Genomic DNA, 26,693 nt, shown 5'->3' on the forward strand with positions numbered 1-26,693 from the left:
TGGTGCGGGGGGGGGTGGGTCCCGGCCCCCCCCCGTATTCGGAGGTCTCCCCCCCCCGCGCCGCCCCCGGCCCGTGCGCCGGGGGGCCCCCCGCGTTTCCGTGTGTAAGGCACGGGCGTCGGCGAACGCGGCGATCTCCATCGGCACGGCGTACCAGGAGACCGACTCCGTGCACGGGTTCCTTCGCCACCGCCGGACTGACGAGCGCCTCACCAACGGCTGATCCACAGGGCCGGGCGGTAGCCGCGGCGGCGCCCTAGGCGTCCTGTGAGGCTCCCGCCAGGCCGTACAGCAGCACCCGTGTGAAGCCGCGCACCCACTCCTCGTCCGCCGGTTCCGCGCTGACCAGAGTGCGGTGCACCACCGCGCCCGCCACCATGTCGAAGATCAGGTCGACCGTGCGGGCCGTCTCGTCCGGGTCGGATTCCGGGGGGAGTTCGCCGCGGGCCTGGGCGCGTGCCCGGCCCTCCAGAACCAGCCGCTTCTGCCGCTCCACGATCGATGCGCGGATGCGCTCGCGCAAGGCGTCGTCGCGGGTCGACTCAGCGACCACCGCCATCAGGCCGCTCCGGGCCGCCGGGCGGTCCAGGATCGCCGCGAACTGCAGGACAACGCCCTCGATGTCGGCGGCGAGGCTGCCGCGGTCGGGGAGCTCCAGTTCGTCGAAGAGTTCGGCGACCGCGTCCACGACCAGTTCGTGTTTGCCCGCCCAGCGGCGGTACAGCGTCGTCTTCGCAACGCCCGCCCGCGTCGCCACGTCCCCCAGCGTCAGCTTCGACCAGCCCATCTGCACCAGGGCCTCCCGCGTGGCCGCGAGGATCGCGGTGTCCGCCTCGGCGCTGCGGGGGCGTCCTGTGGCGCGTGGAGCGGGACGGCTCTGCATCCCATGACCATAACCGGCTGTTGCTGTGCGGCCGTGAGGGACATCACCAGGGGATGGTGTTCCCGAGGCACTCGGTGCCATTACGCTACGACTCGTAGCGAAACCACTGGTGTGGGTGGGGACCCGGCGCGGACGGTGATCCGCCGGGCACGGCTTTCGCAACGCTTTTCGCAGCGGCGTACGGAAGGGGGAGGATGTACTCATGCAGCCACGGAACATGTCCATGAGCGGAGTCGTCGACCTCGCCGCGGTGAAGGCAGCCCAGGAGGCCAAGGCGAAGGCGGAGCGGGCGCGCGCCGAAGCGGCGCGGGAGGGCGGGGGAGGGGCGGTCTCCCCGGCCGACCTCGTCATCGACGTCGATGAGGCGGGGTTCGAGCTCGACGTCCTGCAGCGGTCCACCGAGGTGCCGGTCGTCATCGACTTCTGGGCCGAGTGGTGCCAGCCCTGCAAGCAGCTGAGCCCGGTCCTGGAGCGGCTGGCCGTCGAGTACAACGGCCGGTTCGTGCTCGCCAAGATCGACGTCGATGCCAACCAGACGTTGATGCAGCAGTTCGGGGTCCAGGGGATCCCGGCCGTCTTCGCCGTCGTCGCCGGGCAGGCGCTGCCCCTCTTCCAGGGTGCCGCCCCCGAGCAGCAGATCCGTGCGACCCTCGACCAGCTCGTCCAGGTGGCCGAGCAGCGCTTCGGGCTGACCGGCCTGATCGTCGACCCCGACGCCGAGCCGGGAGGCGCACAGGCGGCCCCCCAGGTCCCGGCAGGCCCCTACGACGCGTTGCTCGAGGCCGCCGTACAGGCCCTGGACGCAGGTGACTTGAGCGGTGCGGTCCAGGCGTACAAGAACGTGCTGAGCGACGACCCGGGCAACACGGAGGCCAAGCTGGGCCTCGCCCAGGCCGAGTTGCTGCAGCGGGTGCAGGAACTGGACCCGCAGCAGGTGCGCAAGGACGCCGCCGAGAAGCCCGGTGACGTACCGGCACAGATCGCCGCAGCGGACCTGGATCTGGTGGGCGGGCACGTGGAGGATGCGTTCGGCAGGCTCATCGAGACCGTGCAGCGTACGGCGGGGGACGACCGGGACGCCGCACGGCTGCGGCTGCTGGAACTCTTCGAGGTGGTCGGTGCCGACGACCCGCGTGTGACGGCGGCGCGTCGGGCGCTCGCGAGGGCTTTGTTCTGACCAGTTGCTAAACGCTCGGGCTTGTGATGCCCGAGTGAAAGATTTGCCGACAGAGGCACACGGCGGCCGTGCTTTACCAAATCTTGGTAATCGCGGCCGCTGTTACTGGGAGTAAGTCGGAGCCTTGATTCTGTCGGCTTCTGTCCGCACTTCAACCGTTTCGCCATCCCCCTTTGCGCCACGAAGAGTTGCCGGACGATACCGACGGGTCGTAGTTCGGTTATCCGGCCGTTACTAGTGAGTAACGAACCCCCTTGCGGGGGCGGCGAGAATGCACCACGATCGGCGACGCTCGGTCCATCGCCGTACCCGACAGCCAGCTGGGTCAACGGATTGTTCGTGGGTCCCCACCGAGCAGGAGCCGGCGGCAGTGGCGCCGGGTCCTGGACAGGGGGGTCTCCGCCGCGGCGGAGCCTGTCCGGCAGGTTGTGCGTGATGCGTGTCAGGCGCGACCAGTGGTTGTCGCTCGGGGGTGATCGCCGGTGATTCGGGCGCGGTTGGTGCCTCCGAGTGCGGGCGCTCTCCTTCCCGAGGACGTAGCACTTCTCCCATCCCTGCCCGGCTGAGCCGCCGACCGGTAGCGAGCTGGGGTCAGGAGATGTACGTCCGAGAAGGAGGAAATATGGAGTCCCAGGTGCGTGGCGGGACCAGATGGAAGCGGTTCGCTGTGGTCATGGTGCCCAGCGTCGCCGCTACGGCAGCGATAGGTGTCGCCCTCGCGCAGGGCGCTCTGGCCGCGTCGTTCAGCGTGTCGGGGCAGTCGTTCAAGGTCACGGCGCAGAATCTCCACGGTGAGGGCTTCGCGCAGTACGGGGCCATCGACCAGGGGTACACCCTCTCCGGCGGGAAGACGGCTCACCCCGTCGCGGTCTCTTCGTTCAAGAGCGCCCGCATCCAGAAGATGTGCCAGTCGGTCGTCACCCCGAACATCCCGGTGCTCGGCTCCGTCAGCCTCACGCTGACGGCGGGCGACAGCACGGATGAGAAGAAGCAGGTCACGGCCGACAACCTGTACATCGACGTCGAGGACCTCGGCGCGGATGCCGTGTTCCACGGCATCGACATCGGTGTGGCCGCCGGCGACACGGCCGCCAGCAAGGGCGGCAAGGGCCCGGGCATGAAGGGTGGCGGCGAGCAGGCCAACCCGAACGGCTTCGCCCAGCAGGCCGAATCCGCGGACCTGAGCGACGTGAAGCAGACGGCGTGGGCGACCACCGCCGGAACCTTCACGCTGCCCGGTCTGCACATGTCGCTGTCGACGGGTACTCACGAGTGCTACTAGGCACTCGGTGACGGGCGGGGGCCTGAAGCCCCCGCCCGTCCGCTCTGGGCCCACATGCTTCACACACCCCCCACATCACCACCGCAGTACCACCCTCACCGCAGCAACACCGCTCCAGGGAGCTTTTCCATGAACGCCGAGTCGCCCGCGCAGAACGAGCACTATCTCAGCGTCTTCCGGCGGCGCTTCCGCGACTGGCGGGGCACCCGTCCGTTCTGGGCCGGACTCCTCGTCCTGCTGGCCGGCGGCCCGATCATCTACTTCCCGTACTACCACCTCCAGATCGGGCACCTCACGCTGGCGATGTCCACCACAGCGGGAGCCGGGTCCCTGATCATCGGCGTGCTGCTGGTCGTCCTGGGCATCAGTCTCTGGTTCCAGAAGCACATCCGGACCTTCGCGGGCGTCGCGTCGATCCTGCTGGGGCTGGTGTCCCTGCCGGTGTCCAACTTCGGTGGTTTCGTGGTCGGCTTCCTGCTCGCCCTGGTGGGCGGTGCGATGGCGGTCGCCTGGGCGCCCGGCGTACCGCCCGAGCCGCAGGCCGGGCTGGGCGCCGAGACGGGCGGCGGAACGCCGGAGGGCGTGGACGCGGGTGCCGTCGACGCGGGTGCCGTCGACCAGGTGGGCGAGCCGAACGATCTGTCAGGAACGAGCCCGGCCAACGGGGCGAACGGGAGGCACAGTGCCGGCTGACGAGGTGACCCACGGGACTGACGCGGATGCGTCCCGTGTGAGATCCGGGCCGCGGCACGCGGCCCCAAGGAAGCCGCTGTTCAACAGGTTCCACATGCCTGCGGGCAAGGCGATCGCGCTGGCGGCGATGCCGACGGCGGTCTTCATGGGGATGGGACTGAACTCCACGTTCGCCCGCGCCGACGACCACCCGTCGTCGAAGGCCCTGACGGCCGAGGAGTACCAGAAGTGCGTCGAGGCGGTGAACGGCTCCTCGGACGCCTCGTCCTCGCCTTCGCCGTCCGCCTCGGCGAGCGCGTCCAAGTCGGCCGACACGCCCTCGCCGTCGGCCACGGCCTCCGCGGACAAGTCGGCGGACAAGACGTCGGACAAGACCTCTTCGTCGGATTCAGGTTCCGGCGGCAAGGCCGCGCCCGCGCCGTCCGCGTCCGAGTCCTCGGCGGGCACGTCCGGCACGTCGTCGGGCTCCGGTGCGTCCACGCCGAGCCCGTCGGCCTCCGAGAGCGGCAAGAACCTGCTGGAGACCATCGGGGACGCGATCAACGGTGTCCTCACGGGTGGCTCCGCATCAGGCTCGGGCTCGTCGGCGAGCGCAAGCCCCACGCCGTCCGCGTCCGCCTCGGCGCCCGCGACGAAGGACACGTCCTCCACCGTCAAGGACACGACCAAGAAGGTCACCGACACGGTCAAGGACACCGTGAAGGACACGACGGACACGGCGACGAAGGCGGCCTCCGAGGCCACCAAGGCGGCCGACACCGTGAAGTCGGCGGCGGCGTCCGCGACCCCGAGCCCGTCCGCGAGCTCCACCCCGGCCAACTGCGTCGCGGCCACCGACGCCCAGGGCGGTGTCGAGAAGACCCTGGCCCTGCCCGACGCCCCGTGGCACCTTCAGGCCAGCTCGCTGCTGCTCAAGAGCGCCGACTACCAGGGCATCGTCAAGGTGCGCACGGCCAACGGCACCGTCAAGAAGGTCCTGAAGTACGTGATCTCCGGTGGTACCGACATCGGCGATCTGCACCAGCTCGTCGACGGCCAGAAGGGCGAGACGTACCACGTCCAGGCGGGCAAGGGCACGACGTCGACGATCCGCGACGGCACGACCGTGATGTACACGGAGAGCATCTCCGGCAACCTGTTCGGTCTGATCCCGGTGACATTCAGCCCGGACAACCCGCCGCCGCTGAACATCCCGCTGATCTACTTCACCAACGTGAAGGTCACTCAGGCCGGCCAGTTCGGCGGGACGCTGACCGTGCCCGGCATGCACCAGTACGTCACCGGAGCGAGCTGAGCATCACTCAAGACCCGTTCGGGAGCCGCGAAAAGAGCTGTGGCCCGGTTCCCCCGCCGACGCGGGGAGCCGGGCCACAGCTCTGCGTCGGCCGACCCCGTGAAACACCGAGGGCGCCCCCTGCCACAGGGGGCGCCCTCGGGTTCGTACGCGAGCCGGATCAGCCGCGGCGGCCCTCGCCCAGGTGGTGGACGCGGACCATGTTCGTGGTGCCCGGGACGCCGGGCGGGGAACCGGCGGTCATGACCACGATGTCGCCCACGTTGAACCGGTTCAGCTTGATCAGCTCATGGTCGACCAGCTCGACCATCTCGTCGGTGCTGTGCACGAACGGCACGACGTGCGACTCCACGCCCCAGCTCAGCGCGAGCTGGTTGCGGGTGGCCTCGTCCGTGGTGAACGCCAGGATCGGCTGGGCCGCGCGGTAGCGGGACAGCCGGCGGGCGGTGTCGCCGGACTTGGTGAAGGCCACCAGGCCCTTGCCGCCCAGGAAGTCCGCGATCTCACAGGCGGCACGGGCCACCGAACCGCCCTGAGTCCGCGGTTTCTTGCCGGGAACCAGGGGCTGCAGGCCCTTGGAGAGCAGCTCCTCCTCGGCCGCGACGACGATCTTCGACATCGTCTTGACCGTCTCGATCGGGTAAGCACCCACGCTCGACTCGGCCGACAGCATGACCGCGTCCGCGCCGTCCAGGATCGCGTTGGCCACGTCGGAGGCCTCGGCGCGGGTCGGACGGGAGTTGGTGATCATCGACTCCATCATCTGGGTCGCCACGATCACCGGCTTGGCGTTGCGGCGGCACAGCTCGATGAGCCGCTTCTGCACCATCGGGACCTTCTCGAGCGGGTACTCGACGGCCAGGTCGCCACGGGCGACCATCACGCCGTCGAACGCCATCACGACGTCCTCCATGTTGGCCACCGCCTGCGGCTTCTCCACCTTGGCGATGACCGGGACGCGGCGGCCCTCCTCGTCCATGACGCGGTGGACGTCCTTGACGTCGTCGGCGTCCCGCACGAAGGAGAGCGCGACCAGGTCGCAGCCCATGCGCAGCGCGAAGCGCAGGTCCTCGATGTCCTTCTCGGACAGCGCAGGGACGTTCACCGCCGCGCCGGGCAGGTTGATGCCCTTGTGGTCGGAGATGACGCCGCCCTCGATGACGATCGTCCTCACCCGGGGGCCGTCGACGTCCAGCACCTTCAGCTCGACGTTGCCGTCGTTGATCAGGATCTGGTCGCCCTTGGAGACGTCACCGGGCAGGCCCTTGTACGTCGTACCGCAGATGTGCTTGTCGCCCGGAACGTCCTCGGTGGTGATGGTGAACTCGTCACCGCGCACCAGCTCGACCGGACCCTCCGCGAAGGTCTCCAGACGGATCTTCGGGCCCTGCAGGTCGGCGAGGACACCGATGGCCTTGCCGGTCTCGGCGGACGCGGCACGGACGCGGACGTACCGCGCCTCGTGCTCTTCGTGCGTGCCGTGGCTGAAATTGAAGCGGGCCACGTTCATGCCGGCTTCGATCAGTGCGACGAGCATGTCGTGGGAGTCGACCGCGGGGCCGAGAGTACAGACGATTTTCGAACGGCGCATGGGGCGATCCTATCGGTTTGTTTCGCTACGGAATATTCCGTCTGGCGGAAAATACAAATGGGCGGGTTCGCGCTCAGGCGAGATCCGGTCGAATTCGTTCAGTTGCCCTTTCCGACCAGTGCGTACGTCTGCGTGGCGATCTCCAGTTCCTCGTCGGTCGGAACCACGGCGACCGCCACCCGCGCGGACGCGGGCGAGACCAGCCGCGGCTCGTCGCCGCGTACGGCGTTCAGGGCGCCGTCGACCGCCAGGCCCAGCTCCTGCAGGCCCGCAACGGCGGCCTCCCGCACCGTGGCCGCGTTCTCGCCCACCCCGGCGGTGAAGGCGATGGCGTCCACCCGGCCGAGTACCGCGTAGTAGGCACCGATGTACTTCTTCAGCCGATGGATATAGATGTCGAAGGCGAGTCGCGCCTCCTCGTCTCCCTCGTCGACCCGGCGGCGGATCTCCCGCATGTCGTTGTCGCCGCACAGCCCGAACAGACCGCTCCTCTTGTTGAGGAGAGTGTCGATCTCGTCCATGGACATTCCGCCAACACGCATCAAATGGAAGATGACCGCGGGATCCAGGTCGCCCGAGCGCGTCCCCATCACAAGCCCCTCCAGCGGCGTGAGCCCCATGGAAGTGTCCACGCACCGGCCGCCCCTGACCGCCGAGGCGGACGCCCCGTTGCCCAGATGCAGCACGATGACGTTGACGTCCTCCGGAGCCTTGCCCAGCAGCTTCGCGGTCGCCCGGGACACATACGCGTGCGAGGTCCCGTGGAACCCGTACCGCCGGATCCGGTGCCGGTCCGCGATCTTCGCATCGATCGCGTAGCGCGCCGCGGACTCCGGCATGGTCGTGTGGAACGCCGTGTCGAAGACGGCGACCTGCGGCAGGTCCGGGCGCAGCGCCATGGCCGTACGGATACCGGTGAGGTTGGCCGGGTTGTGCAGCGGCGCGACGGGGATCAGCCGCTCGATCTCGGTGAGCACGGCGTCGTCGATGACGGTCGGCTCGGTGAAGAACATGCCGCCGTGCACCACCCGGTGGCCGATGGCGGCCAGCTCGGGCGAGTCGAGTCCCAGGCCGTCCTTGGACAGCTCCTCGGCCACGGCCTTGAGGGCGGCGTGGTGGTCGGCGATCGGGCCGTTCTGCTCCCGGGTCTCGCCCGTGAGCAGCGCCGTGTGCGTGGACCGGGAGGTCTGCTCGCCGATGCGCTCGACGAGGCCCACGGCCAGCCGGCTGCCGTCACGCATGTCCAGCAGCTGGTACTTCACCGACGAGGAGCCGGAGTTGAGGACGAGGACGCGGGAGGGGCTCACTGGGCGGTTGCCTTCTCGTTGGGGGTCTGGGCCTGGATCGCCGTGATGGCGACCGTGTTGACGATGTCCTGGACGAGGGCGCCCCGGGACAGGTCGTTGACGGGCTTGCGCAGGCCCTGCAGGACCGGGCCGACCGCGATCGCGCCGGCCGAGCGCTGCACGGCCTTGTAGGTGTTGTTGCCGGTGTTGAGGTCCGGGAAGATCAGCACGGTCGCCTGCCCGGCGACCTCCGAGTCCGGCAGCTTGGTCGCCGCGACGCTGGGCTCGACGGCGGCGTCGTACTGGATCGGCCCCTCGATCCTCAGATCGCCCCGGCGCAGCCGCACCAGCTCGGTGGCTTCGCGCACCTTGTCGACATCGGCGCCCGAGCCGGAGGTGCCGGTGGAGTACGACAGCATCGCGATCCGCGGCTCCACACCGAACTGCTCGGCGGTGGTGGCCGACTGGACGGCGATGTCGGCGAGCTGCTCGGCGTTCGGGTCGGGGTTCACGGCGCAGTCGCCGTAGACGAGGACCTTGTCCGCGAGACACATGAAGAAGACCGAGCTGACGATCTTCGATTCCGGCTTCGTCTTGATGATCTCGAAGGCGGGCCGGATGGTGGCGGCCGTGGAGTGCACGGACCCGGAGACCATGCCGTCGGCGAGGCCCTCCTGGACCATGAGGGTGCCGAAGTAGTTGACGTCGGCGACGACGTCGTACGCCAGCTCGACCGTGACACCCCTGTGGGCGCGCAGCTGGGCGTACTTCTCGGCGAAGGTCTCACGCAGCTCGGAGGTGGCCGGATCGATCAGCTGGGAGTCGCCGAGGTCGATGCCGAGGTCGGCGGCCTTCTTGCGGATCTGGTCGACGGGTCCGAGCAGGGTCAGGTCGCAGACACCGCGTCGCAGCAGCACCTCGGCGGCGTGCAGCACGCGCTCCTCGGTGCCCTCGGGGAGCACGACCCGGCGCTTGTCGGCGCGGGCCTGCTCCAGCAGCTTGTGCTCGAACATCATCGGGGTGACCCGGTCGCTGCTCGGGGCGGACACCCTCTTGAGCAGGTCCGTTGTGTCGACGTACCGCTCGAAGAGCCCGAGCGCCCGCTCCGCCTTGCGCGGGGTGGCCGCGTTCAGCTTCCCCTCCAGGGAGAAGAGCTGGGCGGCGGTGGGGAAGCTGTTGCCGGACACCGAGATCACCGGGGTGCCGGGGGCGAGGCGGGCGGCGAGAGTGAGGATCTCCTCGCTGGGCACCTCGTCGAGGGTGAGCAGCACACCGGCGATCGGCGGGGTGCCGGCACTGTGCGCGGCGAGCGAGCCGACGACCAGATCGGCGCGGTCGCCCGGGGTCACCACAAGACAACCCGGAGTCAGGGCGTTGAGGAAGTTCGGCAGCATGGCGCCGCCGAAGACGAAGTCGAGGGCGTCCCGCGCCAGGCCCGAGTCGTCACCGAGGACCACCTTGGCGCCGAGCGCGTGCGTGATCTGGGCGACCGTGGGGGCGGACAGGGCAGGATCGTCGGGAAGGACGTAACAGGGCACGGGAAGCCGCGAGTCGAGCCGCCCGGCTATCTCGTCCCGGTCCTCGCGGGCCACGCGGTTGACGACCATGGCGAGGACGTCACAGCCCAGCCCGTCGTAGGCGCGATAGGCGTTGCGTGTCTCGGCGCGCACGGACTCGGCGGTCTGCTTCCGTCCGCCCACGACCGGGATCACGGACGCCCCGAACTCGTTGGCGAGCCGGGCGTTGAGGGACAGTTCGTCCGGGAGCTGGGTGTCGGCGAAGTCGGTGCCGAGAACGAGGACGACGTCGTAGTCGCGGGCCACGGCGTGGAACCGGTCGACGAGCGTGGACACCAGCTCGTCGGTCCCGCGCTCGGCCTGGAGCGCGGACGCCTCGGGGTAGTCCAGCCCGTACACGGTCGCCGGGTCCTGGGAGAGCCGGTAGCGGGCGCGCAGCAGCTCGAAGAGACGGTCCGGCCGGTCATGGACGAGGGGGCGGAAGACGCCCACCCGGTCCACCTGCCGGGTCAGGAGCTCCATGACTCCCAGTTCGACGACCTGACGGCCGTCGCCTCGGTCGATACCGGTCACGTACACGCTGCGCGTCACGCGTGCTCTCCGTTTCGTCTGTGGGGGTGGGGGCTTCCTGACCGATCCTGGGTGAAATTGTGGGGTTCCGTGACCTGCGAAAATCATCCGCGAGGGTGAGCGGAACCCCCTTGACAATACCTCTGCGGCTGGTTAAGGCGCCTCCCGGTCCGAGTGTCCGGGCGGGAGCGGCATCGCCCTGTGGGCCGTGAAACAATCGGACTGGCTCACCGGTATCAACAGCGAGCAGGAGACACAGCACGATGCGCATCGGAGTACTCACCGCAGGCGGCGACTGCCCGGGCCTGAACGCAGTGATCCGGTCGGTCGTGCACCGAGCGGTAGCGCAGTACGGCGACGAGGTGATCGGCTTCGAGGACGGCTACCGGGGCCTGCTAGAAGGTCACTACCGCACCCTCGACCTCGACGGCGTCAGCGGCATCCTGGCGCGCGGCGGAACCATTCTCGGCTCCTCCCGCCTGGAGCGCGACCGCCTGCGCGAGGCCTGTGAGAACGCCTCGGACATGATCCGCGACTTCGGTATCGACGCCCTGATCCCGATCGGCGGCGAGGGCACGCTCACGGCGGCGCGGATGCTCTCGGACGCGGGCCTGCCGGTGGTCGGCGTCCCCAAGACGATCGACAACGACATCTCGTCCACGGACCGCACCTTCGGCTTCGACACCGCGGTGACCGTGGCCACCGAAGCCATGGACCGTCTGAAGACCACGGCCGAGTCCCACCAGCGTGTGATGGTCGTGGAGGTCATGGGCCGCCACGCCGGCTGGATCGCGCTGGAGTCGGGCATGGCGGCCGGCGCCCACGGCATCTGCCTCCCGGAGCGCCCCTTCGACCCGGCCGACCTGGTCAAGATGGTCGAAGAACGCTTCGCCCGCGGCAAGAAGTTCGCGGTCGTCTGTGTCGCCGAGGGCGCGCACCCCGCCGAGGGCACCATGGACTACGGCAAGGGCGAGATCGACCAGTACGGCCACGAGCGCTTCCTGGGCATCGGCACGGCACTGGCGTACGAGCTGGAGAGGCGGCTCGGCAAGGAGGCCAAGCCGGTCATCCTCGGCCATGTCCAGCGCGGCGGCACGCCGACCGCGTACGACCGGGTGCTCGCGACCCGCTTCGGCTGGCACGCGGTCGAGGCGGCGCACCGCGGCGAGTTCGGCATGATGACGGCGCTGCGCGGTACGGATGTGGTGATGGTGCCGCTGGCGGAGGCGGTGACCGAGCTGAAGACGGTGCCGAAGGACCGGATGGACGAGGCGGAGTCGGTCTTCTAGTAGGGATTCCTCAAGTCCCTGTGCCTTCAGCCCTTGTGCCTTCAGCCCTTGTGCCTTCAGCCCTTGTTCCTTCAGTCCTTGTTCCTTCAGCCCTCGATCCTCAGTCTGTGATCGTCTCGACCGTCGACCAGAAGTTCTCGACGATGTGGTCGAGATAGTCGCGGCCGGCCTCGCCGGAGCCGGCCGCGGCCGCTGCGGTGCCCCAGCTGAGCGTGGCGACCATCTGCCCCTGGTAGCCGGCGTGCATCTCCGTGAGGACGTCCTCCAGGAGCCGCCGGTCCAGGGGCAGCAGTTTGCCGAGCGGGCGGACGTACGCCTGCCAGCGCGTGGTGACCGCGCTGCGCAGCAGCTCGGCGAGCCTGCCGTTGCGCCCGGTGACGGTGATGAAGTCGGGCAGGGACAGGTCGAGCACGTCGGCGAGGGCGGCGGACTGCCGGTCGGTGCCGCGCCACTCGCCCGCCTCCTCCATCCGCACATAGGCGAGGAGTTCGATCCCCACGGCGTGCGCGACGTCTTCCGGCGCCAGCCCGCGCGCGATGCGATGCTCGCGCAGGGTGCGCGGGGCACCGATGAGTTCGCCCGGTGAACACCACAACATGCCGGCGAGCGCGGTGAGTTCCTGGGCGCTCGGCGTGGCGGTCCCGCGCTCCCAGGCGATCACGAGGTCGGGGGTGACATAGGGGAGGCCGTACGAGGAGCGCATACCGTATGCGACGTGCTCGGGCGCCATACCGAGGGCTGTCCGCATTCTGCGGGCGGCGGGAGCGTTGAACGGTGGGGTGGGCGGGGTGGGCTGCTGGGCCTGCGGTCGGTGCACGGGCACAACGTAGGGGCGCGGGGCTGCGGTGACTACGGTCTGTTCGGCCACACTCACGGATTGTAGGAACATACGGTTTCGGCCGTGAGTGGTTTGGGGCCCGAGGTACTGCCAAATCGCCCAGCCGGCTTCGTCGCCGCTTGCTCCTGCGAACCGGAGGCGTCGGCCCCCCTGAGGGAGGCGTTCGACAGGGCAGCCGAAGTCCGGGCCTCGGCCGCCGGTCTCATTGACCCCGTGCCCCCCGAACCCACCGATAGACCAACTCGGGCCTCCCCACCTGCCCGTACAACGGACTCCGCCCGGCCCGCCCCGCCTCCACCAGGTGCTCCAGATACCGCCGCGCCGTAATCCGTGAAATCCCCACGGCCTCCGCCAGAGCGGCAGCCGTGAGCCCCTCCTCGGACTCCCGCAGGGCCTCGGTCACCCGCTCCAGCGTCGGTGCGCTCAGTCCCTTGGGCAGTGCCGCCGGGCCCGGTGCCCGCAGCGTCGCCAGTGCGCGGTCGACCTCGTCCTGGCCGCTCGCCTCGCCCGCGGCCCTGCGGAACTCCGCGTACCGCACCAGGCGGTCCCGCAGCGTCGCGAAAGTGAACGGCTTCAGTACGTACTGGACGACCCCCAGCGAGACCCCCTCCCGCACCACCGCCAGATCCCGCGCCGACGTGACCGCGATGACGTCCGCGTGGTAGCCGGCCGCCCGCAGCGACCGCGCCAGCTGCAGTCCGTGCCCATCCGGCAGATGCAGGTCCAGCAGGAGCAGGTCCACCTTCGTGCGCTCCAGGGCCCGCCGCGCCTCCGCCCCCGTGTGCACCTTGCCGACCGCCGTGAACCCGGGCACCCGACCGACGTACATCACATGTGCGTCCGCGGCGACCGGATCGTCCTCCACGACGAGTACACGGATGGGCTCGGTCATGCGTCACCTCCAGGCACGGCGGACGCGGTACGGGCGCGGCTCATGCGTCACCTCCGGACAGGGCAGCCTCGGCCTCCGACGACGTCGGCTCTGCCGGAGCGGCCGCCCCCACGGTAGGCAAGGGGATCCGCGCCTTGAACTCCGCCCCACCCCCGGCCGCCCCCGACACCGTCAGCGTGCCGTCATGACGGCGGACCGTCTGGCGGACCAGGGCGAGGCCCAGGCCGCGGCCGCCGGCGGTGGTCGGCTGCTTCGTCGACCAGCCCCGTTCGAAGACGGCCTCCGCGTGGGCCGGGTCCACGCCCGTGCCCGTGTCCGATACGCGCAGGACCAGTTCCGACCCCTGCGTGTACGCCGTCACCGTCACCCGAGCCCGCATGCTCCCCTGCGCCGCGTCCACCGCGTTGTCGATCAGATTGCCCAGGATGGTGACCAGGTCCCTGGCCGGGAGCGACTGGGGCAGCAGACCGTCGTCGATGCGGCTGTCCTCCGACACCACCAGTTCCACGCCCCGCTCGTTCGCCTGTGCCGCCTTGCCCAGCAGCAGGGCCGCCAGCACCGGTTCGTTGACCGCCGCGACCACCTGGTCCGTGAGCGCCTGGGCCAGCTCCAGCTCGGCGGTCGCGAAGTCCACGGCCTCCTCCGCGCGGCCCAGCTCGATCAGTGAGACCACCGTGTGGAGGCGGTTCGCCGCTTCGTGCGCCTGGGAGCGCAGTGCCTGGGTGAAGCCCCGCTCCGAGTTCAGCTCGCCCGTCAGGGACTGGAGTTCCGTCACGTCGCGGAGCGTGACCACCGTGCCCCGGCGTTCGCCGCCGGAGACCGGGGAGGTGTTCACGACCAGGACGCGTGTCGCGGCGAGATGGACCTCGTCGACCCGGGGTTCGGAGGAGAGCAGCGCGCCCGTCAGCGGGGCGGGCAGGCCCAGGTCTGCCACCGAACGGCCCACCACGTCACCGCTCACCCCGAGCAGCTCCCGGCCGCCGTCGTTGATCAGCGCCACCCGGAACTGGCCGTCCAGCATCAGCAGGCCCTCGCGCACGGCGTGCAGTGCGGCCTGGTGGTAGTCGTGCATACGGCTCAGTTCGGTCGCGTTCATGCCGTGGGTGGAGCGGCGCAGCCGGGCGTTGATCACGTAGGTGCCGATCGCGCCCAGCGTGAGGGCGCCTCCGGCGACGCCGACGAGCGCCTTCACCTGGTCCTGGACCCGCGCGCTGATCGAGTCGACCTTGATGCCCGCGCTCACCAGGCCGATGACGTGTCCGCCCTCCTCGACGGGGGTGACCGCGCGCACGGACGAGCCGAGGGTGCCGGTGTAGGTCTCGGTGAAGGTCTCGCCGTGCTGGGCGCGGGCGATGTGGCCGAGGAAGCGCTTCCCGATCTGGTCCGGGTCACGGTGGGTCCAGCGGATGCCCTGCGGGTCCATGATCGTGACGAAGTCGACGCCCGTGTCGCGCTGGACCTGGAGCGAGTACGGCTGCAACCGGGCCGTCGGATCGGTGGTGTGGATCGCCTGCCGTACCGAGGGCGCGTCGGCGATCGAGCGGGCGACCGCCACGGCCTGGCGCGCCGCCGAGTCCCGCGCCTCGCTGCGGTCGCTGATGTACGTGAACAGGGCGTACCCGGCGACGAGCACCGCGATCAGCACGGCCTGCATCCCGAAAAGCTGGCCGGCCAGACTGCGGGGCCTCGGGAGACGGGGGATGTGCATGCATTCAGTCTGCCTCGGCGTTCTGGCTCGCCATATAAGCGTGAACTAAATGAACGGAAGGGTGACCGCCCTCACAAGGCGGGAGATAGTCACCGCATCCCCCCGGGAGCGCGCCCCCGCCTCCCGGCCCCCGGGAGCGCCCCCCCGCCTCCCGGCCCCCGGGAGCGCGCCTCCCGGTAATCCCCCGGACGTGAGCCGCACGCCGGAAGAGCCGACGACGTCGTCGAGGAGGGCCGCCGTGGCCAGCACACCCCAAACGGCACCTGCCGCGCCCGCAGCCAAGCGGGACCGCACCCACTATCTCTACATAGCAGTGATCATCGCGGTGGCGCTCGGCATCGCCGTGGGCCTGATCTGGCCCGACACCGGGGTCGAGCTCAAGCCCCTCGGCACGGGCTTCGTGAACCTGATCAAGATGATGATCTCCCCGATCATCTTCTGCACGATCGTGCTGGGCATCGGCTCGGTACGGAAGGCCGCCAAGGTCGGTACCGTCGGCGGTATCGCGCTCGGCTACTTCCTGGTGATGTCCCTGGTCGCGCTCGGCATCGGCCTGGTCGTCGGCAACATCTTGCACCCCGGCGAGGGCCTTCACCTGACGAATGCGATCAAGGCGTCGGGCCACGCCCAGGTGTCGCCCGACGCGCTGCCGCCGGTCGACTTCGTGCTCTCGATCATCCCGGTGACCTTCGTCTCCGCCTTCACCGGGGGCCAGGTCCTGCAGACCCTCCTCGTGGCTCTCCTCGCCGGTTTCGCGCTGCAGGCGATGGGCCCGGTCGGCCGGCCGGTGCTGCGCGGCATCGAGCACATCCAGCGGCTCGTCTTCCGCATTCTCTCCATGGTGATGTGGGCCGCCCCGATCGGTGCCTTCGGCGCCATTGCCGCAGTCGTCGGCTCGGCCGGTGTGGACGCGCTCAAGAGCCTCGCCGTGCTGATGCTCGGCTTCTACATCACCTGTGTGCTGTTCGTCTTCATCGTGCTCGGCGCGCTGCTGCGCATCGTGGCAGGACTGAACATCTTCACGCTCTTCAAGTACCTCGCCCGTGAGTTCCTGCTGATCCTGTCCACCTCCTCCTCCGAGTCCGCGCTGCCGCGGCTCATCGCGAAGATGGAGCACCTGGGCGTCAGCAAGCCGGTGGTCGGCATCACCGTCCCGACCGGCTACTCCTTCAACCTCGACGGCACGATGATCTACATGACCATGGCGTCGCTCTACATCGCCGACGCCCTGGGCACGCCGATGTCGATCGGCGAGCAGATCCCGCTGCTGCTCTTCCTGCTTCTCGCCTCCAAGGGCGCGGCGGGCGTCAGCGGCGCCGGTCTCGCGACGCTGGCCGGCGGTCTGCAGTCCCACAAGCCCGCGCTGGTCGACGGCGTCGGTCTGATCGTCGGCATCGACCGCTTCATGAGTGAAGCCCGCGCCCTGACCAACTTCGCGGGCAACTCCGTGGCCACGGTCCTGATCGGCACCTGGACGAAGGAGATCGACAAGGCGCGCGTCCAGCAGGTGCTCGCGGGTGAACTGCCGTTCGACGAGACGACGCTGCTCGATGAGAACCAGGTGGCTGCGCCTGCTGAGGTGTCCGAGCAGCGCGAGAGCGCTGCGCTGGCCTAGGCGGTCGGGCGCCTGCGGGCCGGTTGTGGCTGGTCGCGCAGTTCCCCGCGCCCCTTTGGGGCGCGATGCGCCCCCGATACGCCGGTCGTCCGGCCCCGCCTGAACCCGGGCCGGACGACCGGGCAGCAAACCGCCGAGCGGTCGAGCCTCCCCCCGTGGGCTCGGCCGCTCGGCTCTTTCCTGCGGTCAGCCGCTGACCTTCGCCACCAGCGCTTCGGCCTGCGTCGCCGACACGCCCGCCGCCGTCAGTACCGTGACCGCCGCCGAGCGGCCCGCCTCCTCCGGGGCGAGCAGGCCGTCGTTCACCGCCTCCATCAGCGCGAACAGGATCTGCTCGTGCACATACGCCAGGGCGGGCGCGGGGAGTGCGGAGCTGAAGACTCCCTCGTCCAGGCCGCGCTGCAGCACGTCCACGGCGCTGTCGCGGACGGAGGCGAGACGTTCGCGGATGCCCTGCATGGTGACCGTGCGCTGGGCGAGCGCCACCAGCAGCCGGTAGCGGTCGGCGATCTCCCAGACCGCCAGCACCGAGCGCGCCACCGCCTCCGACGGGTCCTCGGCCCCCTCCCGGCCTGTCGCGTGCGCCGCCGCCACCGCCTCCACCGCACCGTCGACGAGCGTGCTGACCAGCGCCTCACGGCTCGGGAAGTGCCCGTAGACCGTGCGCCGTACGACGCCCGCGGCCCGCGCGATCTGGTCCATGGACGCATCGGGGTCGCGCAGCAGCTCGCTGAGCGCGACGTCCAGGATGCGGCGGCGGTTGGCATCGGCCCGGCTGGCGTTACCCGTGGTCATGGCTGCCATTGTGCACGGCCCCGGGCTGCTTCCGTACGCCTCCACAGGGCCTCCACCTCCTTCATTTGCACATGCCTGTGCAACGTCGTACATTGCACATCATTGAGCAATTGCACAGCGCTGTGCAAGTGGTGACGCGAGGAAGAGAAAGGTCCGTACTCATGCGTCTCGTCATGAACGAACCGGTCGAGAGGATGGACCGGCCCTACGCCCGGCGCTGGTGGGCGCTGCTCGTGCTGTGTCTGAGCCTGCTGATCATCGTGATGGCGAACACCGCCCTCACGGTCGCCGCGCCCGACATGACCCAGGACCTCGGCCTGTCCAGCGCCGACCTGCAGTGGGTCATCGACGGCTACACCGTCCCGTACGCGGCGCTGATGTTGCTGCTCGGCGCGATCGGCGACAAGTACAGCCGGCGCGGCGCGCTCGCCCTCGGGCTCGTCGTCTTCGGCGGCGGGGCCGTCTTCGGCTACCTCGCCGACAGCGCCTCGGCGGTCATCGCGGCCCGCGCTGTCATGGGCGTGGGCGCCGCGCTCATCATGCCCGCCACGCTCTCCCTCCTCGCCGCGACCTTCCCGCGCGCCGAACGGGCCAAGGCGATCACCCTGTGGACCGCCACCGCCGGGCTCGCCATCGCGGCCGGTCCGCTGGTCGCCGGGGCGCTCCTCGAGCACCACGGCTGGTCGTCCACGTTCCTGATCAACGTGCCGATCGCCGCGGTCGCGCTCATCGGCGCCTTCGTCCTCGTACCGCCGTCCAGGGCCGGGCATCACGAGCGGATCGACTACGTCGGCGGACTGCTGTCGGTCGTGTGGGTCGGCTCGCTCGTCTACATGATCATCGAGGGGCCGCACTTCGGCTGGGGCGTCAAGGCGATCACGGCCGCCGTCGTCGCGGGTGTCGGGCTGGTGGCCTTCGTCCTGTGGGAACTGCGTCACCCGCGCCCGGTCCTGGACGTACGCCGCTTCGCGCACCGCCGGTTCGCGGGCTCCAACCTCGCCGTCGCACTGTTCTTCCTGGCGGTCTTCGGCGCCTTCTACTACCTCACCCAGCACCTTCAGTTCGTCCTCGGGTACGACGCACTGGACACCGGAGTGCGGATGCTGCCGCTCGCCGGGGCGGTGTTCGTGGGCTCGGCGCTCACCGGGTACCTCACGCCGAGGGTCGGTATGAAGACCACGGTGACCGCGGGCATGGTCGGCGGCACGGCGGCGCTCGCGCTGCTCACCCGGGTCGACTCCGGATCCTCGTACGGCGACTTCGTACTGCCCCTGGTGATCCTGGGCCTGGCGATCGGCCTCGCGCTCTCGCCCTGTACGGACGCGATCATGGGGGCGTTCCCCGAGTCCGAACTGGGCGTCGGCGGCGCGGTGAACGACACCTCCCTGGAACTCGGCGGCTCGCTCGGCATCGCCCTCCTCGGCTCGGTACTGGCCGGGTCGTACTCCTCGCACCTGTCGGACGCCACGGCCGGCAGCAGGCTCCCGGCCGGCGCGCTGGACACCGCGCAGGACTCGGTCGGCGCCGGTTACGCGGTGGCGCAGGGCATCGGCGACAAGGCCAGGCAGCTCGCCGAGCAGGCCGCGCACGCCCAGAACGCCCAGCAGGCGGCCCAGCTCAAGGCCCAGGCCGACCAGCTTGCGCACGGCGCACGGGAGATGGCCGATGCGGTCGGCTCGTCGTTCGCGGACGCGGTCGCCCACACCAGCCTGATCGGCGCGGTGATCCTCGGCGTCGGCACCGTGCTGGTCGGGGTGCTGCTGCCGCGCAAGGAGCGTGTGCCCCAGACTGGGGAACAGGCCGAGGGACAGGCCGAGGGGCAGGCCGACGGACAGGCCGAAGGCCGGGAGCCGGTGGCCGCCGGAACCCGCTGACCTCGCGGGGAACCCCGCCCCCTGCACCTACGTCTCGTAGTTCATGCACTACCGTGCCGTGCCGGACCACCGGCACGGCACCTTCAGTGAAAGGCACGGGGGTATGAAGATCGACTGGGACCGACGCCACTGCGCGCGCCGCGGGCATGTGACCTACGCGCCGGACGACCCCCGGCTGCGGGCGCGGCTGCACGCCCAGACGGCCGTCGGGGACGCGTGGCGGTGCCTGCGCTGCGGGGACTTCGTGCTGGGCGAGCCGCACGGTTCGGGCCCGGCCTCGGACGCACCGCTCGTTCCGCGCGGCAAAGTGCTGCGCGACCTGTTCATCCTGCGCTTCCTCGCGATCGAACGGGCCGTGCGCGGCGTGTTCATCGTGCTGGTCGCGGTGGCCGTGTGGAAGTTCAGCAACAGCCAGGACGCGGTGCGGCGGCTCTTCAACGAAAACCTGGATGTCTTCCGGCCCGTCTTCAAGCACTTCCACTACGACCTCGACCACTCGCCCGTGGTCGGCTCCATCCAGAAGACCTTCGGCTACAAGCACTCCACGCTCCTCCTGGTCGCAGCGCTGCTGCTGGCCTACGCGCTGATCGAGCTCGTCGAGGCGGTCGGCCTCTGGTACGCCAAGCGCTGGGCGGAGTACCTGACGGTGGTCGCCACCGCCGCCTTCCTCCCGCTGGAGATCTACGAACTCACCGAGCACGTCAGCGGACTGAAGATCGCCACCCTGATCCTCAACATCCTCGCGGTTCTCTACATCGCCATCGCCAAACGGCTGTTCGGGCTGCGCGGCGGCCGGAAGGCGTTCGAGGAGGAGCGGCGCAGCGCGTCGCTGCTGGAGGTGGAGGAGTCCGCGGGGGTCGTGGTCACCTCCTGAGCCGTACGGGTCCCAGTGGGCCCGCCGCCTTGACCGTACGCAGCACCGGCGCCGACTCCAGCGAGCGGATCGCGTCCAGGGCGCCGAGGCGGCGGGCCAGGTAGTCGCGCAGCGCGGGCGGGTCCGGGCACAGCGCCTGGGCGACCAGGTTCGCGGGGGCTGGTCGTTGCCCCGCGACGAAGGCCGGCTCGCCATGACCGGCCGGCGTGCGCGTCACCTCGTCCAGATGCGCCGGCGCCACCGACATCCACAGCATCGCCTGGGCGGTCGCACCCAGCAGGGTGTCGTTCAGGTCGACGCCGAAGAAGAGCGCACCGGCCGCCTGGAGCCCGGCGATCCGGCGGGCGACTGTCGCGGGCGGCCGGCCCGTGGCCTCGGCCGGCTCGGCATGGCTCGCCCTGGCCGTGATGCCGACCGAGCCGCCCGCGAGGGCCCCGAGGGGCCGGACGCCCCTGGTTTCAGGCCGACGCGTTCAAACGCTCCACCTCCTCCGCCGTCAGCTCCAGGTCGGCCGCCCCCGCCGAATCCCTGATCGTCTCCGGGCGACTTGCTCCCGGGATCGGGATCACGGTCGGCGAGAGCGTCAACAGCCAGGCCAGGCACACCTGCTGCGGACTCACCCCCCTCTCCCGCGCCACCTCGTGGAACGCCGGGAACGCGGGCATCTCCAGGGCCGACGGGCCGTCCAGGGAGCTGCGGGAGATGCCGCCCAGCGGGCTCCACGGCAGGAACGCCAGGCCCAGCTCGGCGCACAGCCGCAGTTCCGGGTCGCTGTCGCGGACCGCGGGAGAGTAGCGGTTCTGCACCGACACCAGGCGGTCGCCCAGGACCTCGTGTGCCCGGCGGATCTGGTCCGACGTCGTGTTGGAGACGCCGACGAGACGGACCTTCCCCTCGTCGGCGAGGTCGCGCAGCGCGCCCAGGGAATCCTCGTACGGCACCCTGGGATCCGGCTTGTGCAGCTGGTAGAGGCCGATCGCGGCCACGCCCAGCCGCTTCAGGGACGCCTCCGCGGCCGCCCGCAGATGGCGCGGCGCCCCCGTGACGGTCCAGCTGCCGTCCGCCGGTCGCCCGCGGCCGCCCTTCGTGGCGACCAGGACGTCCGACGTGTCCCCGCCGTACGTGGCGAGGGCGCGGGCGAGCAGACGTTCGTTGTGGCCGGGTTCGGCGCCCGGGAGATGGTACGAGTCGGCCGTGTCCAGCAGGGTCACCCCGGCGTCGAGCGCCGCGTGCACGGTCGCGATCGCGCGGGCCTCGTCCGGGCGGCCCTCGGTGGACAGGGGCATCGCGCCCAGCCCGATGGCCCCGACGGACCGGCCGCCAAGTGTCCGCAACCGCACGTCAGTCGCCCTTCCCCAGCGTCTCCGCGACCGCCCGCGGCAGCCATTCCCTCGCGTGCCCGAATGCGTAACCGAGCCCCGTGGCCCTGGAGTTGTCCATTCCGTACGAGCGGGTGAACGCGAACGGCGAGACCTCGCCGACCTCCACGCGCCGGAAGACGGTCCTGCCGTCCGGGATGTGCGCGGCCACCGCCTCGCACAGCTCCTCGGTGGTGAGCACCCCGTGGGACGCCGCGTTCACCGGACCGGTGAAGTCCTGGCCCACCGCCCAGGCGAGGAAGTCGGCGATCTCCTCGACGTGGATGTACGTCGCCGGGTGGTTCCGGCTGGGTACGAGAATCGGGGCGCCGGTGCGGATCCGGGACGCGTAGTGGTCGAGGCGGCCCGTGAAGTCGTCGGTACCGCCCAGCACATGGGCGACGCGCACGGCGGCGTACGGGAACGCCGGATCGGCCGCCAGCACCGCCTCGGCCTGCCGCTTGCCCTCGCCGTAGTGTGCCGCCACGAACTCCTCGTCGTCCCAGGGGAGTTCGAGGTCCACCGCGACCGTGCGCGGGTCGACGGCGTCCTCGCGCACCGGCGCGGGCGAGTTCTCGTACTCGTACACCTCGACCGTCGACGTCATCACATGGCGGCGCGTGCGGCCGGCGAAGACGCGGCGGGCGATCGCCGCCTGGCGCGGGGTGTAGCAGACCTGGTCGACGACGACGTCGAAGGTGCGCGAGCCCAGCGCCTTCAGCAGGGATTCCTCGTCATCGCGGTCGGCGACGAGATGAATCGCCCCGGCGGGCGGCAGGGCCGAACCCCGATTGATGACGGTCACGCGGTCACCGGCGGCGATCAACCGGGCGATCAGGCGTTTCCCGAAATAGCGGTTGCCGCCGATGACACATACCTCGCGCACGATGGTTCCTCCCCCGAATTCATCTGTTGGGCTTTACGGCCATAATTCTCGCGGTATATGAGCCCGTCCTGAAGGGGGAACCATGGGAGATGCAGCCGCGGCACCGAAAGAACCACGGCATCTGCGGGCCGCCACCAACGAAACGTCGGTGGCCTTCGACGCGCTGGACCGGCAGATCCTCCAGCAGCTGCAGTCCGACGGCCGGATCAAGCTCAGCGAGCTGGGACGGAGGGTGCGGCTCAGCCCGGCCGCGGTCACCGAGCGCGTACGGCGGCTGGAGGCCGTCGGTGTCATCACCGGGTACGGCGCTCATGTCGCCCCCGCCCGGCTCGGCTACGGCATCCAGGCCTTCATCCGCGTCGACCCGCACGGCGGCTACACCCTCAAGCACCCCCGCACCCTGGAGCTGATCGACCGCCCCGAGATCATCGAGGTCCACCATGTGGTCGGCGAGGACTGCTGGATCCTCAAGGTCGCCGTCGCGAACACCGTGCACCTGGAGGAGGTCCTGGAGCAGACCTCGGCCCTGGGCCGTACGACGACGTCGATCGTGCTGTCCTCGCCGGTGGAGCGGAAGCCTCTGCTGCCGCCCGGCTGAGGGCGTTGCCCTGACGTCGGCGTCAAGGATTACGGTCGAGTCCATGCGAATCGGCGAGCTGGCGGCGCGGGCCGGGACCACCACGCGGACCCTGCGGTACTACGAGTCGCGGGGCCTGCTGCCCGCGCGGCGCTCGGGTAACGGGTACCGCACCTACGACGAGCGCGATCTGAAGCTGCTGCGCCAGATCCGGACGCTGCAGGACTTCGGGTTCGACCTGGAGGAGACGCGGCCCTTCGTGGAGTGTCTGCGGGCCGGGCACCCGGAGGGCGACTCGTGCCCGGCGTCGCTTGCGGTCTACCGGCGCAAGCTGGACGAACTCGACGCGCTGATCGGCGAGTTGCAGGCGGTGCGGGCGAAGGTCGGCGAGCAACTGGTGAGGGCGGAGGGGGCGCGTCAGGCGCTGGCGGCCGAGGCGGCGGTTCCGGGCGGTCCGGATCCGGTGTGCGAACTGGGAGGGCAGCAGTGGTGATCAGGGCGGCAGGCGTGGGCGAGGTGACGGACGCGGACTTCGAGACGGAGGTGATCGGCGCGGAGCTGCCCGTCTTGGTGGAGTTCACCGCAGACTGGTGCCCGCCGTGCCGGCAGATGGGGCCGGTGCTCAGCGACCTCGCGGCCGAGGAGGAGGGCCGGCTCAAGGTGGTGCAGCTGGACGTGGACACCAATCCGGCGACGACGAACGCGTACAGGGTGCTGTCGATGCCGACGTTCATGGTCTTCCGCGACGGCGAGCCCGTGAAGTCGATGGTGGGGGCGCGTCCCAAGCGGCGGCTGCGCGAGGAGCTGTCCGACGTGCTGTGACGCCGTCCGCATGAAGAAATCCCCCGAGCAATTGCGCTCGGGGGATTTTTCTGCGTATATTCAATGGTTCGCGACTTGAAATGGGCTGGTCGCGGAGAGTTAAGTAGGCACAGTATATCCGGGCGGGAGCGGAATTGTCAAACACCGAATTTCCGGACGATGAATTGCGGCACGAGCAGGAATTCATCGACGGACTGTACGCGCGCGTGGACCTGTTGCGCGGCGACACCGAGACCTCCGTCGCGGACGCGCTCGCGCAGGGCGACAAGCCCATGCAGGCCCGGCTGGAGCGGGACATCCTCGTCGCCGAACGCTCTGGGCTGCTGGCCGCCCTGAACGCGGTGGACGGTTCGCTCTGCTTCGGCCGTATCGACCTCACCTCCGGGGTCAGCCACCACATCGGCCGTATCGGGCTGCGCACCGACGACGCGAACCGCACACCGGTCCTGATCGACTGGCGGGCAGATGTCGCCCGCCCCTTCTACCTGGCCACCGGCCACACCCCGATGGGCCTGCGCCGGCGCCGGCACATCGCCACCGACGGGCGCCGGGTCACCGCCCTGCACGACGAGTTCCTCGACGTCGGCGACCGCGAACGCACCGGCCATGAGGACCCGGCCGGGGACGACGTGCTGCTCGCCGCGCTCAACTCGGCCCGCACCGGCCGGATGAGCGACATCGTGCAGACGATCCAGGCCGACCAGGACCGCATCATCCGGGCGCCCCACCGGGGTGTACTGGTGGTGGAGGGCGGGCCGGGCACCGGCAAGACGGCCGTCGCGCTGCACCGGGCGGCCTACCTCCTCTACGAGCACCGGGAGCTGCTCGCCCGCCGTGCCGTCCTCATCGTCGGCCCGAACCCGGCGTTCCTCGGCTACATCGGCGAGGTGCTGCCCTCGCTCGGTGAGACAGGTGTGCTGCTCGCCACGGTCGGCGAGCTGTTCCCCGGGGTGAAGGCCACCAAGGCCGACACGCCCGAGGCGGCCGCCGTGAAGGGCCGCGCCGAGATGGCGGACGTGCTTGCCCGCGTCGTGAGCGACCGGCAGGCGCTGCCCGACCCGGTGATCGCCATCGAGCACGACCGGGACGTCCTGCTGCTCGACGACGGGCTCGTGAACGTGGCGCGCGAGCGCACCCGCGCCGCGAAGCTGCCGCACAACGTGGCGCGCGAGCACTTCGAGGGCCACATCCTGAACACGTTGACGGACATGGTCGCCGAACGCATCGGGACCGACCCCTACGACGGGTCGAACCTCCTCGACGCCAGTGACATCACCCAGATCCGCGACGAGCTGGCGGAGAACCCCGAAGTCTGGTCGGCGATCGACGAATTGTGGCCACGGTTGACCCCGCAGCGGCTGGTCGCGGACTTCCTGGCCTCCCCGGAGGGGTACCTGTCCGAGGAGGACGCGGCCGCGATCCGCCGCCCGGTCACACGCGCATGGACGACGGCCGACGTGCCGCTGCTCGACGAGGCGGCCGAACTGCTCGGCGAGGACGACCGGGTGGCGCGCGCCCGCGCCGAACGCGAGCGCGAGACGCAGGTGTCGTACGCGCAGGGCGTGCTGGACGTGTCGTACGCGTCCCGGACGTACGAGTTCGAGGACAAGGAGGACGGTGATCCTGACGCCTCGGAAGTGCTGTCCGCACACGACATCATCGACGCCGAGCGGTTCGCGGAGCGGCACGAGGAGGCGGACCACCGCAGCGCCGCCGAACGCGCGGCGGCCGACCGTACCTGGGCGTTCGGGCACATCGTCGTCGACGAGGCGCAGGAACTGTCGCCGATGGCGTGGCGGCTTCTGATGCGGCGCAGCCCGACCCGCTCGATGACGCTGGTCGGCGACCCGGCGCAGACGGCCGAGGCCGCCGGGGTCGGCTCGTGGTCGGACATCCTCTCGCCGTACGTGGAGGACCGCTGGGAGCACACGCGCCTCGGTGTCAACTACCGCACCCCCTCCGAGATCATGGATCTCGCGGCGGAGGTCGTGCGGGCCGAGAAACCGGACTTCGAACCGCCGAGTTCGGTGCGGTCGACAGGGGTACGGCCATGGGCGCGCCGTGCGCCCGACGATCTGCCCGGCGCGGTGGCCAAGGCGGTCGTGGAGCTGACCCCCGCCGAGGGCCGACTGGCGGTGATCGCCCCGCGCGATCTGCACCGGCCGCTGGCCGCGCGGCTGGACGGGGTGACCGCGGGCGCGGAACCGGACCTGACCCGGACCGTGGTACTGCTCGACCCGCGCCAGGCCAAGGGTCTCGAGTTCGACTCCGTGCTGGTGGTGGAGCCCGGGCGCTACGGCACGAGTGACCTGTACGTGGCGTTGACGCGGGCGACGCAGCGGCTGGGGGTGCTGTACAGCGGGGAGCTGCCGAAGGCGCTGGCGCTTCCCGACGATGCCGCCGCATCCGCCGCCACATAGGTCGGCGTGCGGGTCCGGCCGCGCTTGGGCGCTCGTCATGTCCGCGCGGCACGGACCACGACGGTGGCGGGGCACCGTGGCCCGCGGGGCCCGGCCGGTCCGTGTCCTGGGCGCGGACGCGGAGCAGGAAGCGACCCAGCTGCGGTAGGGCTTCCACCGGTCGGCGGCCTTGGCCGGTTGGACCACGTCGGCGGCGGCTGGGGCGCCGGTCGCCCTTCTTCCCCCTGGTGACGGGACGGAACTCAGGCCGGGCGGAGCCAGAGCGTGGACAGTGGGGGAAGAGACAGGAGGATGCTTGCCGGGCGGCCGTGCCAGGGTGTCGGTTCCGGTTTCAGCGGGTCCGGGTTGAGGACGTCACTGCCGCCGTACCGCGCACTGTCGGTGTTCACGAGTTCGTGCCAGGCGGGGACGTCGTCGGGTACGCCCAGGCGGTAGTCGTGGCGGACGACCGG

The 26,693-nt window shown here is 70.4% G+C and carries 24 protein-coding genes; 12 read left to right on the plus strand and 12 right to left on the minus strand.

Annotated elements, in window-relative coordinates; all coding sequences use genetic code 11:
- Positions 1-256 precede the first annotated feature (256 nt).
- Positions 257-883 carry a TetR/AcrR family transcriptional regulator gene (locus ABT186_RS37560; RefSeq protein WP_351225583.1) on the minus strand — a complete coding sequence of 209 codons (627 nt, stop codon included), beginning with the start codon at positions 881-883 and terminating at the stop codon, positions 257-259.
- A gap of 202 nt (positions 884-1,085) precedes the next feature.
- Between ABT186_RS37560 and ABT186_RS37565 the strand changes: the two genes are divergently transcribed.
- From ABT186_RS37565 to ABT186_RS37580, 4 genes are all read left to right on the plus strand, one after another.
- Complete coding sequence (locus tag ABT186_RS37565; RefSeq protein ID WP_351225581.1) at positions 1,086-2,060, plus strand: tetratricopeptide repeat protein; 975 nt, start codon at positions 1,086-1,088, stop codon at positions 2,058-2,060.
- Between the two features lie 622 nt (positions 2,061-2,682).
- Positions 2,683-3,342 (plus strand): DUF6230 family protein, encoded by a 660-nt coding sequence (locus tag ABT186_RS37570; RefSeq protein ID WP_351225579.1) that lies wholly within the window; start codon positions 2,683-2,685, stop codon positions 3,340-3,342.
- 129 nt (positions 3,343-3,471) lie between these two features.
- On the plus strand, positions 3,472-4,035 hold the full coding sequence (locus ABT186_RS37575; protein WP_351225577.1) for a DUF6114 domain-containing protein: 564 nt from the start codon (positions 3,472-3,474) through the stop codon (positions 4,033-4,035).
- Positions 4,025-5,329 carry a hypothetical protein gene (locus tag ABT186_RS37580; RefSeq protein WP_351928919.1) on the plus strand — a complete coding sequence of 435 codons (1,305 nt, stop codon included), beginning with the start codon at positions 4,025-4,027 and terminating at the stop codon, positions 5,327-5,329. The genes ABT186_RS37575 and ABT186_RS37580 overlap by 11 nt, the downstream gene beginning before the upstream one ends.
- Before the next feature lie 160 nt (positions 5,330-5,489).
- Here the strand turns inward: ABT186_RS37580 and pyk are convergent, their stop codons facing one another.
- The 3 genes from pyk to pta form a co-directional block, all read right to left on the minus strand.
- Positions 5,490-6,920 (minus strand): pyruvate kinase, encoded by a 1,431-nt coding sequence (gene pyk / locus ABT186_RS37585; RefSeq protein ID WP_351225573.1) that lies wholly within the window; start codon positions 6,918-6,920, stop codon positions 5,490-5,492.
- 98 nt (positions 6,921-7,018) lie between these two features.
- A complete protein-coding gene (locus ABT186_RS37590) occupies positions 7,019-8,227 on the minus strand; it encodes an acetate kinase (protein WP_351225571.1) in 1,209 nt (402 codons plus the stop codon).
- Complete coding sequence (gene pta / locus ABT186_RS37595) at positions 8,224-10,314, minus strand: phosphate acetyltransferase (protein ID WP_351928920.1); 2,091 nt, start codon at positions 10,312-10,314, stop codon at positions 8,224-8,226. Before pta ends, ABT186_RS37590 begins: the two co-directional genes overlap by 4 nt.
- 242 nt (positions 10,315-10,556) lie before the next feature.
- On the opposite strand from pta, the gene ABT186_RS37600 reads away from it, so the two are divergent.
- On the plus strand, positions 10,557-11,582 hold the full coding sequence (locus ABT186_RS37600; RefSeq protein ID WP_351928924.1) for an ATP-dependent 6-phosphofructokinase: 1,026 nt from the start codon (positions 10,557-10,559) through the stop codon (positions 11,580-11,582).
- A gap of 100 nt (positions 11,583-11,682) precedes the next feature.
- On the opposite strand, the gene ABT186_RS37605 is transcribed toward ABT186_RS37600, so the two are convergent.
- The 3 genes from ABT186_RS37605 to ABT186_RS37615 all read right to left on the minus strand — a co-directional run bounded on the left by ABT186_RS37605 (position 11,683) and on the right by ABT186_RS37615 (position 15,020).
- Complete coding sequence (locus ABT186_RS37605) at positions 11,683-12,405, minus strand: helix-turn-helix domain-containing protein (RefSeq protein WP_351928934.1); 723 nt, start codon at positions 12,403-12,405, stop codon at positions 11,683-11,685.
- 217 nt (positions 12,406-12,622) lie between these two features.
- Positions 12,623-13,312, minus strand: a complete 690-nt coding sequence (locus tag ABT186_RS37610; RefSeq protein WP_351225563.1) for a response regulator — start codon at positions 13,310-13,312, stop codon at positions 12,623-12,625.
- Positions 13,313-13,352: 40 nt separating this feature from the next.
- Positions 13,353-15,020, minus strand: coding sequence for a sensor histidine kinase (locus tag ABT186_RS37615; RefSeq protein WP_351225561.1), 1,668 nt, complete (start codon positions 15,018-15,020; stop codon positions 13,353-13,355).
- Positions 15,021-15,258: 238 nt separating this feature from the next.
- Between ABT186_RS37615 and ABT186_RS37620 the strand changes: the two genes are divergently transcribed.
- A complete protein-coding gene (locus tag ABT186_RS37620; protein ID WP_351225559.1) occupies positions 15,259-16,635 on the plus strand; it encodes a cation:dicarboxylate symporter family transporter in 1,377 nt (458 codons plus the stop codon).
- Between the two features lie 186 nt (positions 16,636-16,821).
- Here ABT186_RS37620 and ABT186_RS37625 read toward each other — a convergent pair whose 3' ends face one another.
- The gene (locus ABT186_RS37625) at positions 16,822-17,439 is read right to left on the minus strand and encodes a TetR/AcrR family transcriptional regulator (protein ID WP_351225557.1); all 618 of its coding nucleotides are present in this window, start codon (positions 17,437-17,439) and stop codon (positions 16,822-16,824) included.
- 152 nt (positions 17,440-17,591) lie between these two features.
- Here ABT186_RS37625 and ABT186_RS37630 point away from each other — a divergent pair, with 152 nt between their 5' ends.
- A complete protein-coding gene (locus ABT186_RS37630; protein ID WP_351225555.1) occupies positions 17,592-19,304 on the plus strand; it encodes an MFS transporter in 1,713 nt (570 codons plus the stop codon).
- A gap of 103 nt (positions 19,305-19,407) precedes the next feature.
- Complete coding sequence (locus ABT186_RS37635; RefSeq protein WP_351225553.1) at positions 19,408-20,178, plus strand: DUF2127 domain-containing protein; 771 nt, start codon at positions 19,408-19,410, stop codon at positions 20,176-20,178.
- On the opposite strand, the gene ABT186_RS37640 is transcribed toward ABT186_RS37635, so the two are convergent.
- The 3 genes from ABT186_RS37640 to ABT186_RS37650 form a co-directional block, all read right to left on the minus strand.
- A complete protein-coding gene (locus ABT186_RS37640) occupies positions 20,168-20,434 on the minus strand; it encodes a hypothetical protein (protein WP_351928926.1) in 267 nt (88 codons plus the stop codon). The genes ABT186_RS37635 and ABT186_RS37640 overlap by 11 nt on opposite strands.
- A 202-nt stretch (positions 20,435-20,636) precedes the next feature.
- Positions 20,637-21,518 carry an aldo/keto reductase gene (locus tag ABT186_RS37645; protein ID WP_351928928.1) on the minus strand — a complete coding sequence of 294 codons (882 nt, stop codon included), beginning with the start codon at positions 21,516-21,518 and terminating at the stop codon, positions 20,637-20,639.
- 1 nt (position 21,519) lies between these two features.
- Complete coding sequence (locus tag ABT186_RS37650; protein ID WP_351928930.1) at positions 21,520-22,422, minus strand: NAD-dependent epimerase/dehydratase family protein; 903 nt, start codon at positions 22,420-22,422, stop codon at positions 21,520-21,522.
- Positions 22,423-22,504: 82 nt separating this feature from the next.
- On the opposite strand from ABT186_RS37650, the gene ABT186_RS37655 reads away from it, so the two are divergent.
- The 4 genes from ABT186_RS37655 to ABT186_RS37670 all read left to right on the plus strand — a co-directional run bounded on the left by ABT186_RS37655 (position 22,505) and on the right by ABT186_RS37670 (position 26,241).
- Positions 22,505-23,020, plus strand: coding sequence for an Lrp/AsnC family transcriptional regulator (locus tag ABT186_RS37655; RefSeq protein WP_351225545.1), 516 nt, complete (start codon positions 22,505-22,507; stop codon positions 23,018-23,020).
- Positions 23,021-23,063: 43 nt separating this feature from the next.
- Positions 23,064-23,492, plus strand: a complete 429-nt coding sequence (locus ABT186_RS37660) for a MerR family transcriptional regulator (protein WP_351225544.1) — start codon at positions 23,064-23,066, stop codon at positions 23,490-23,492.
- Positions 23,489-23,821 (plus strand): thioredoxin, encoded by a 333-nt coding sequence (trxA, locus tag ABT186_RS37665; RefSeq protein WP_351225542.1) that lies wholly within the window; start codon positions 23,489-23,491, stop codon positions 23,819-23,821. Before ABT186_RS37660 ends, trxA begins: the two co-directional genes overlap by 4 nt.
- A 164-nt stretch (positions 23,822-23,985) precedes the next feature.
- Complete coding sequence (locus ABT186_RS37670; protein ID WP_351928936.1) at positions 23,986-26,241, plus strand: HelD family protein; 2,256 nt, start codon at positions 23,986-23,988, stop codon at positions 26,239-26,241.
- A gap of 242 nt (positions 26,242-26,483) precedes the next feature.
- On the opposite strand, the gene ABT186_RS37675 is transcribed toward ABT186_RS37670, so the two are convergent.
- The coding region (locus tag ABT186_RS37675) for an alpha amylase C-terminal domain-containing protein (protein WP_351928932.1) at positions 26,484-26,693 on the minus strand (210 nt) is incomplete at its 5' end.

Source organism: Streptomyces sp. NPDC001634 (genome assembly GCF_040298185.1).
Taxonomy (GTDB): Bacteria; Actinomycetota; Actinomycetes; order Streptomycetales; family Streptomycetaceae; genus Streptomyces.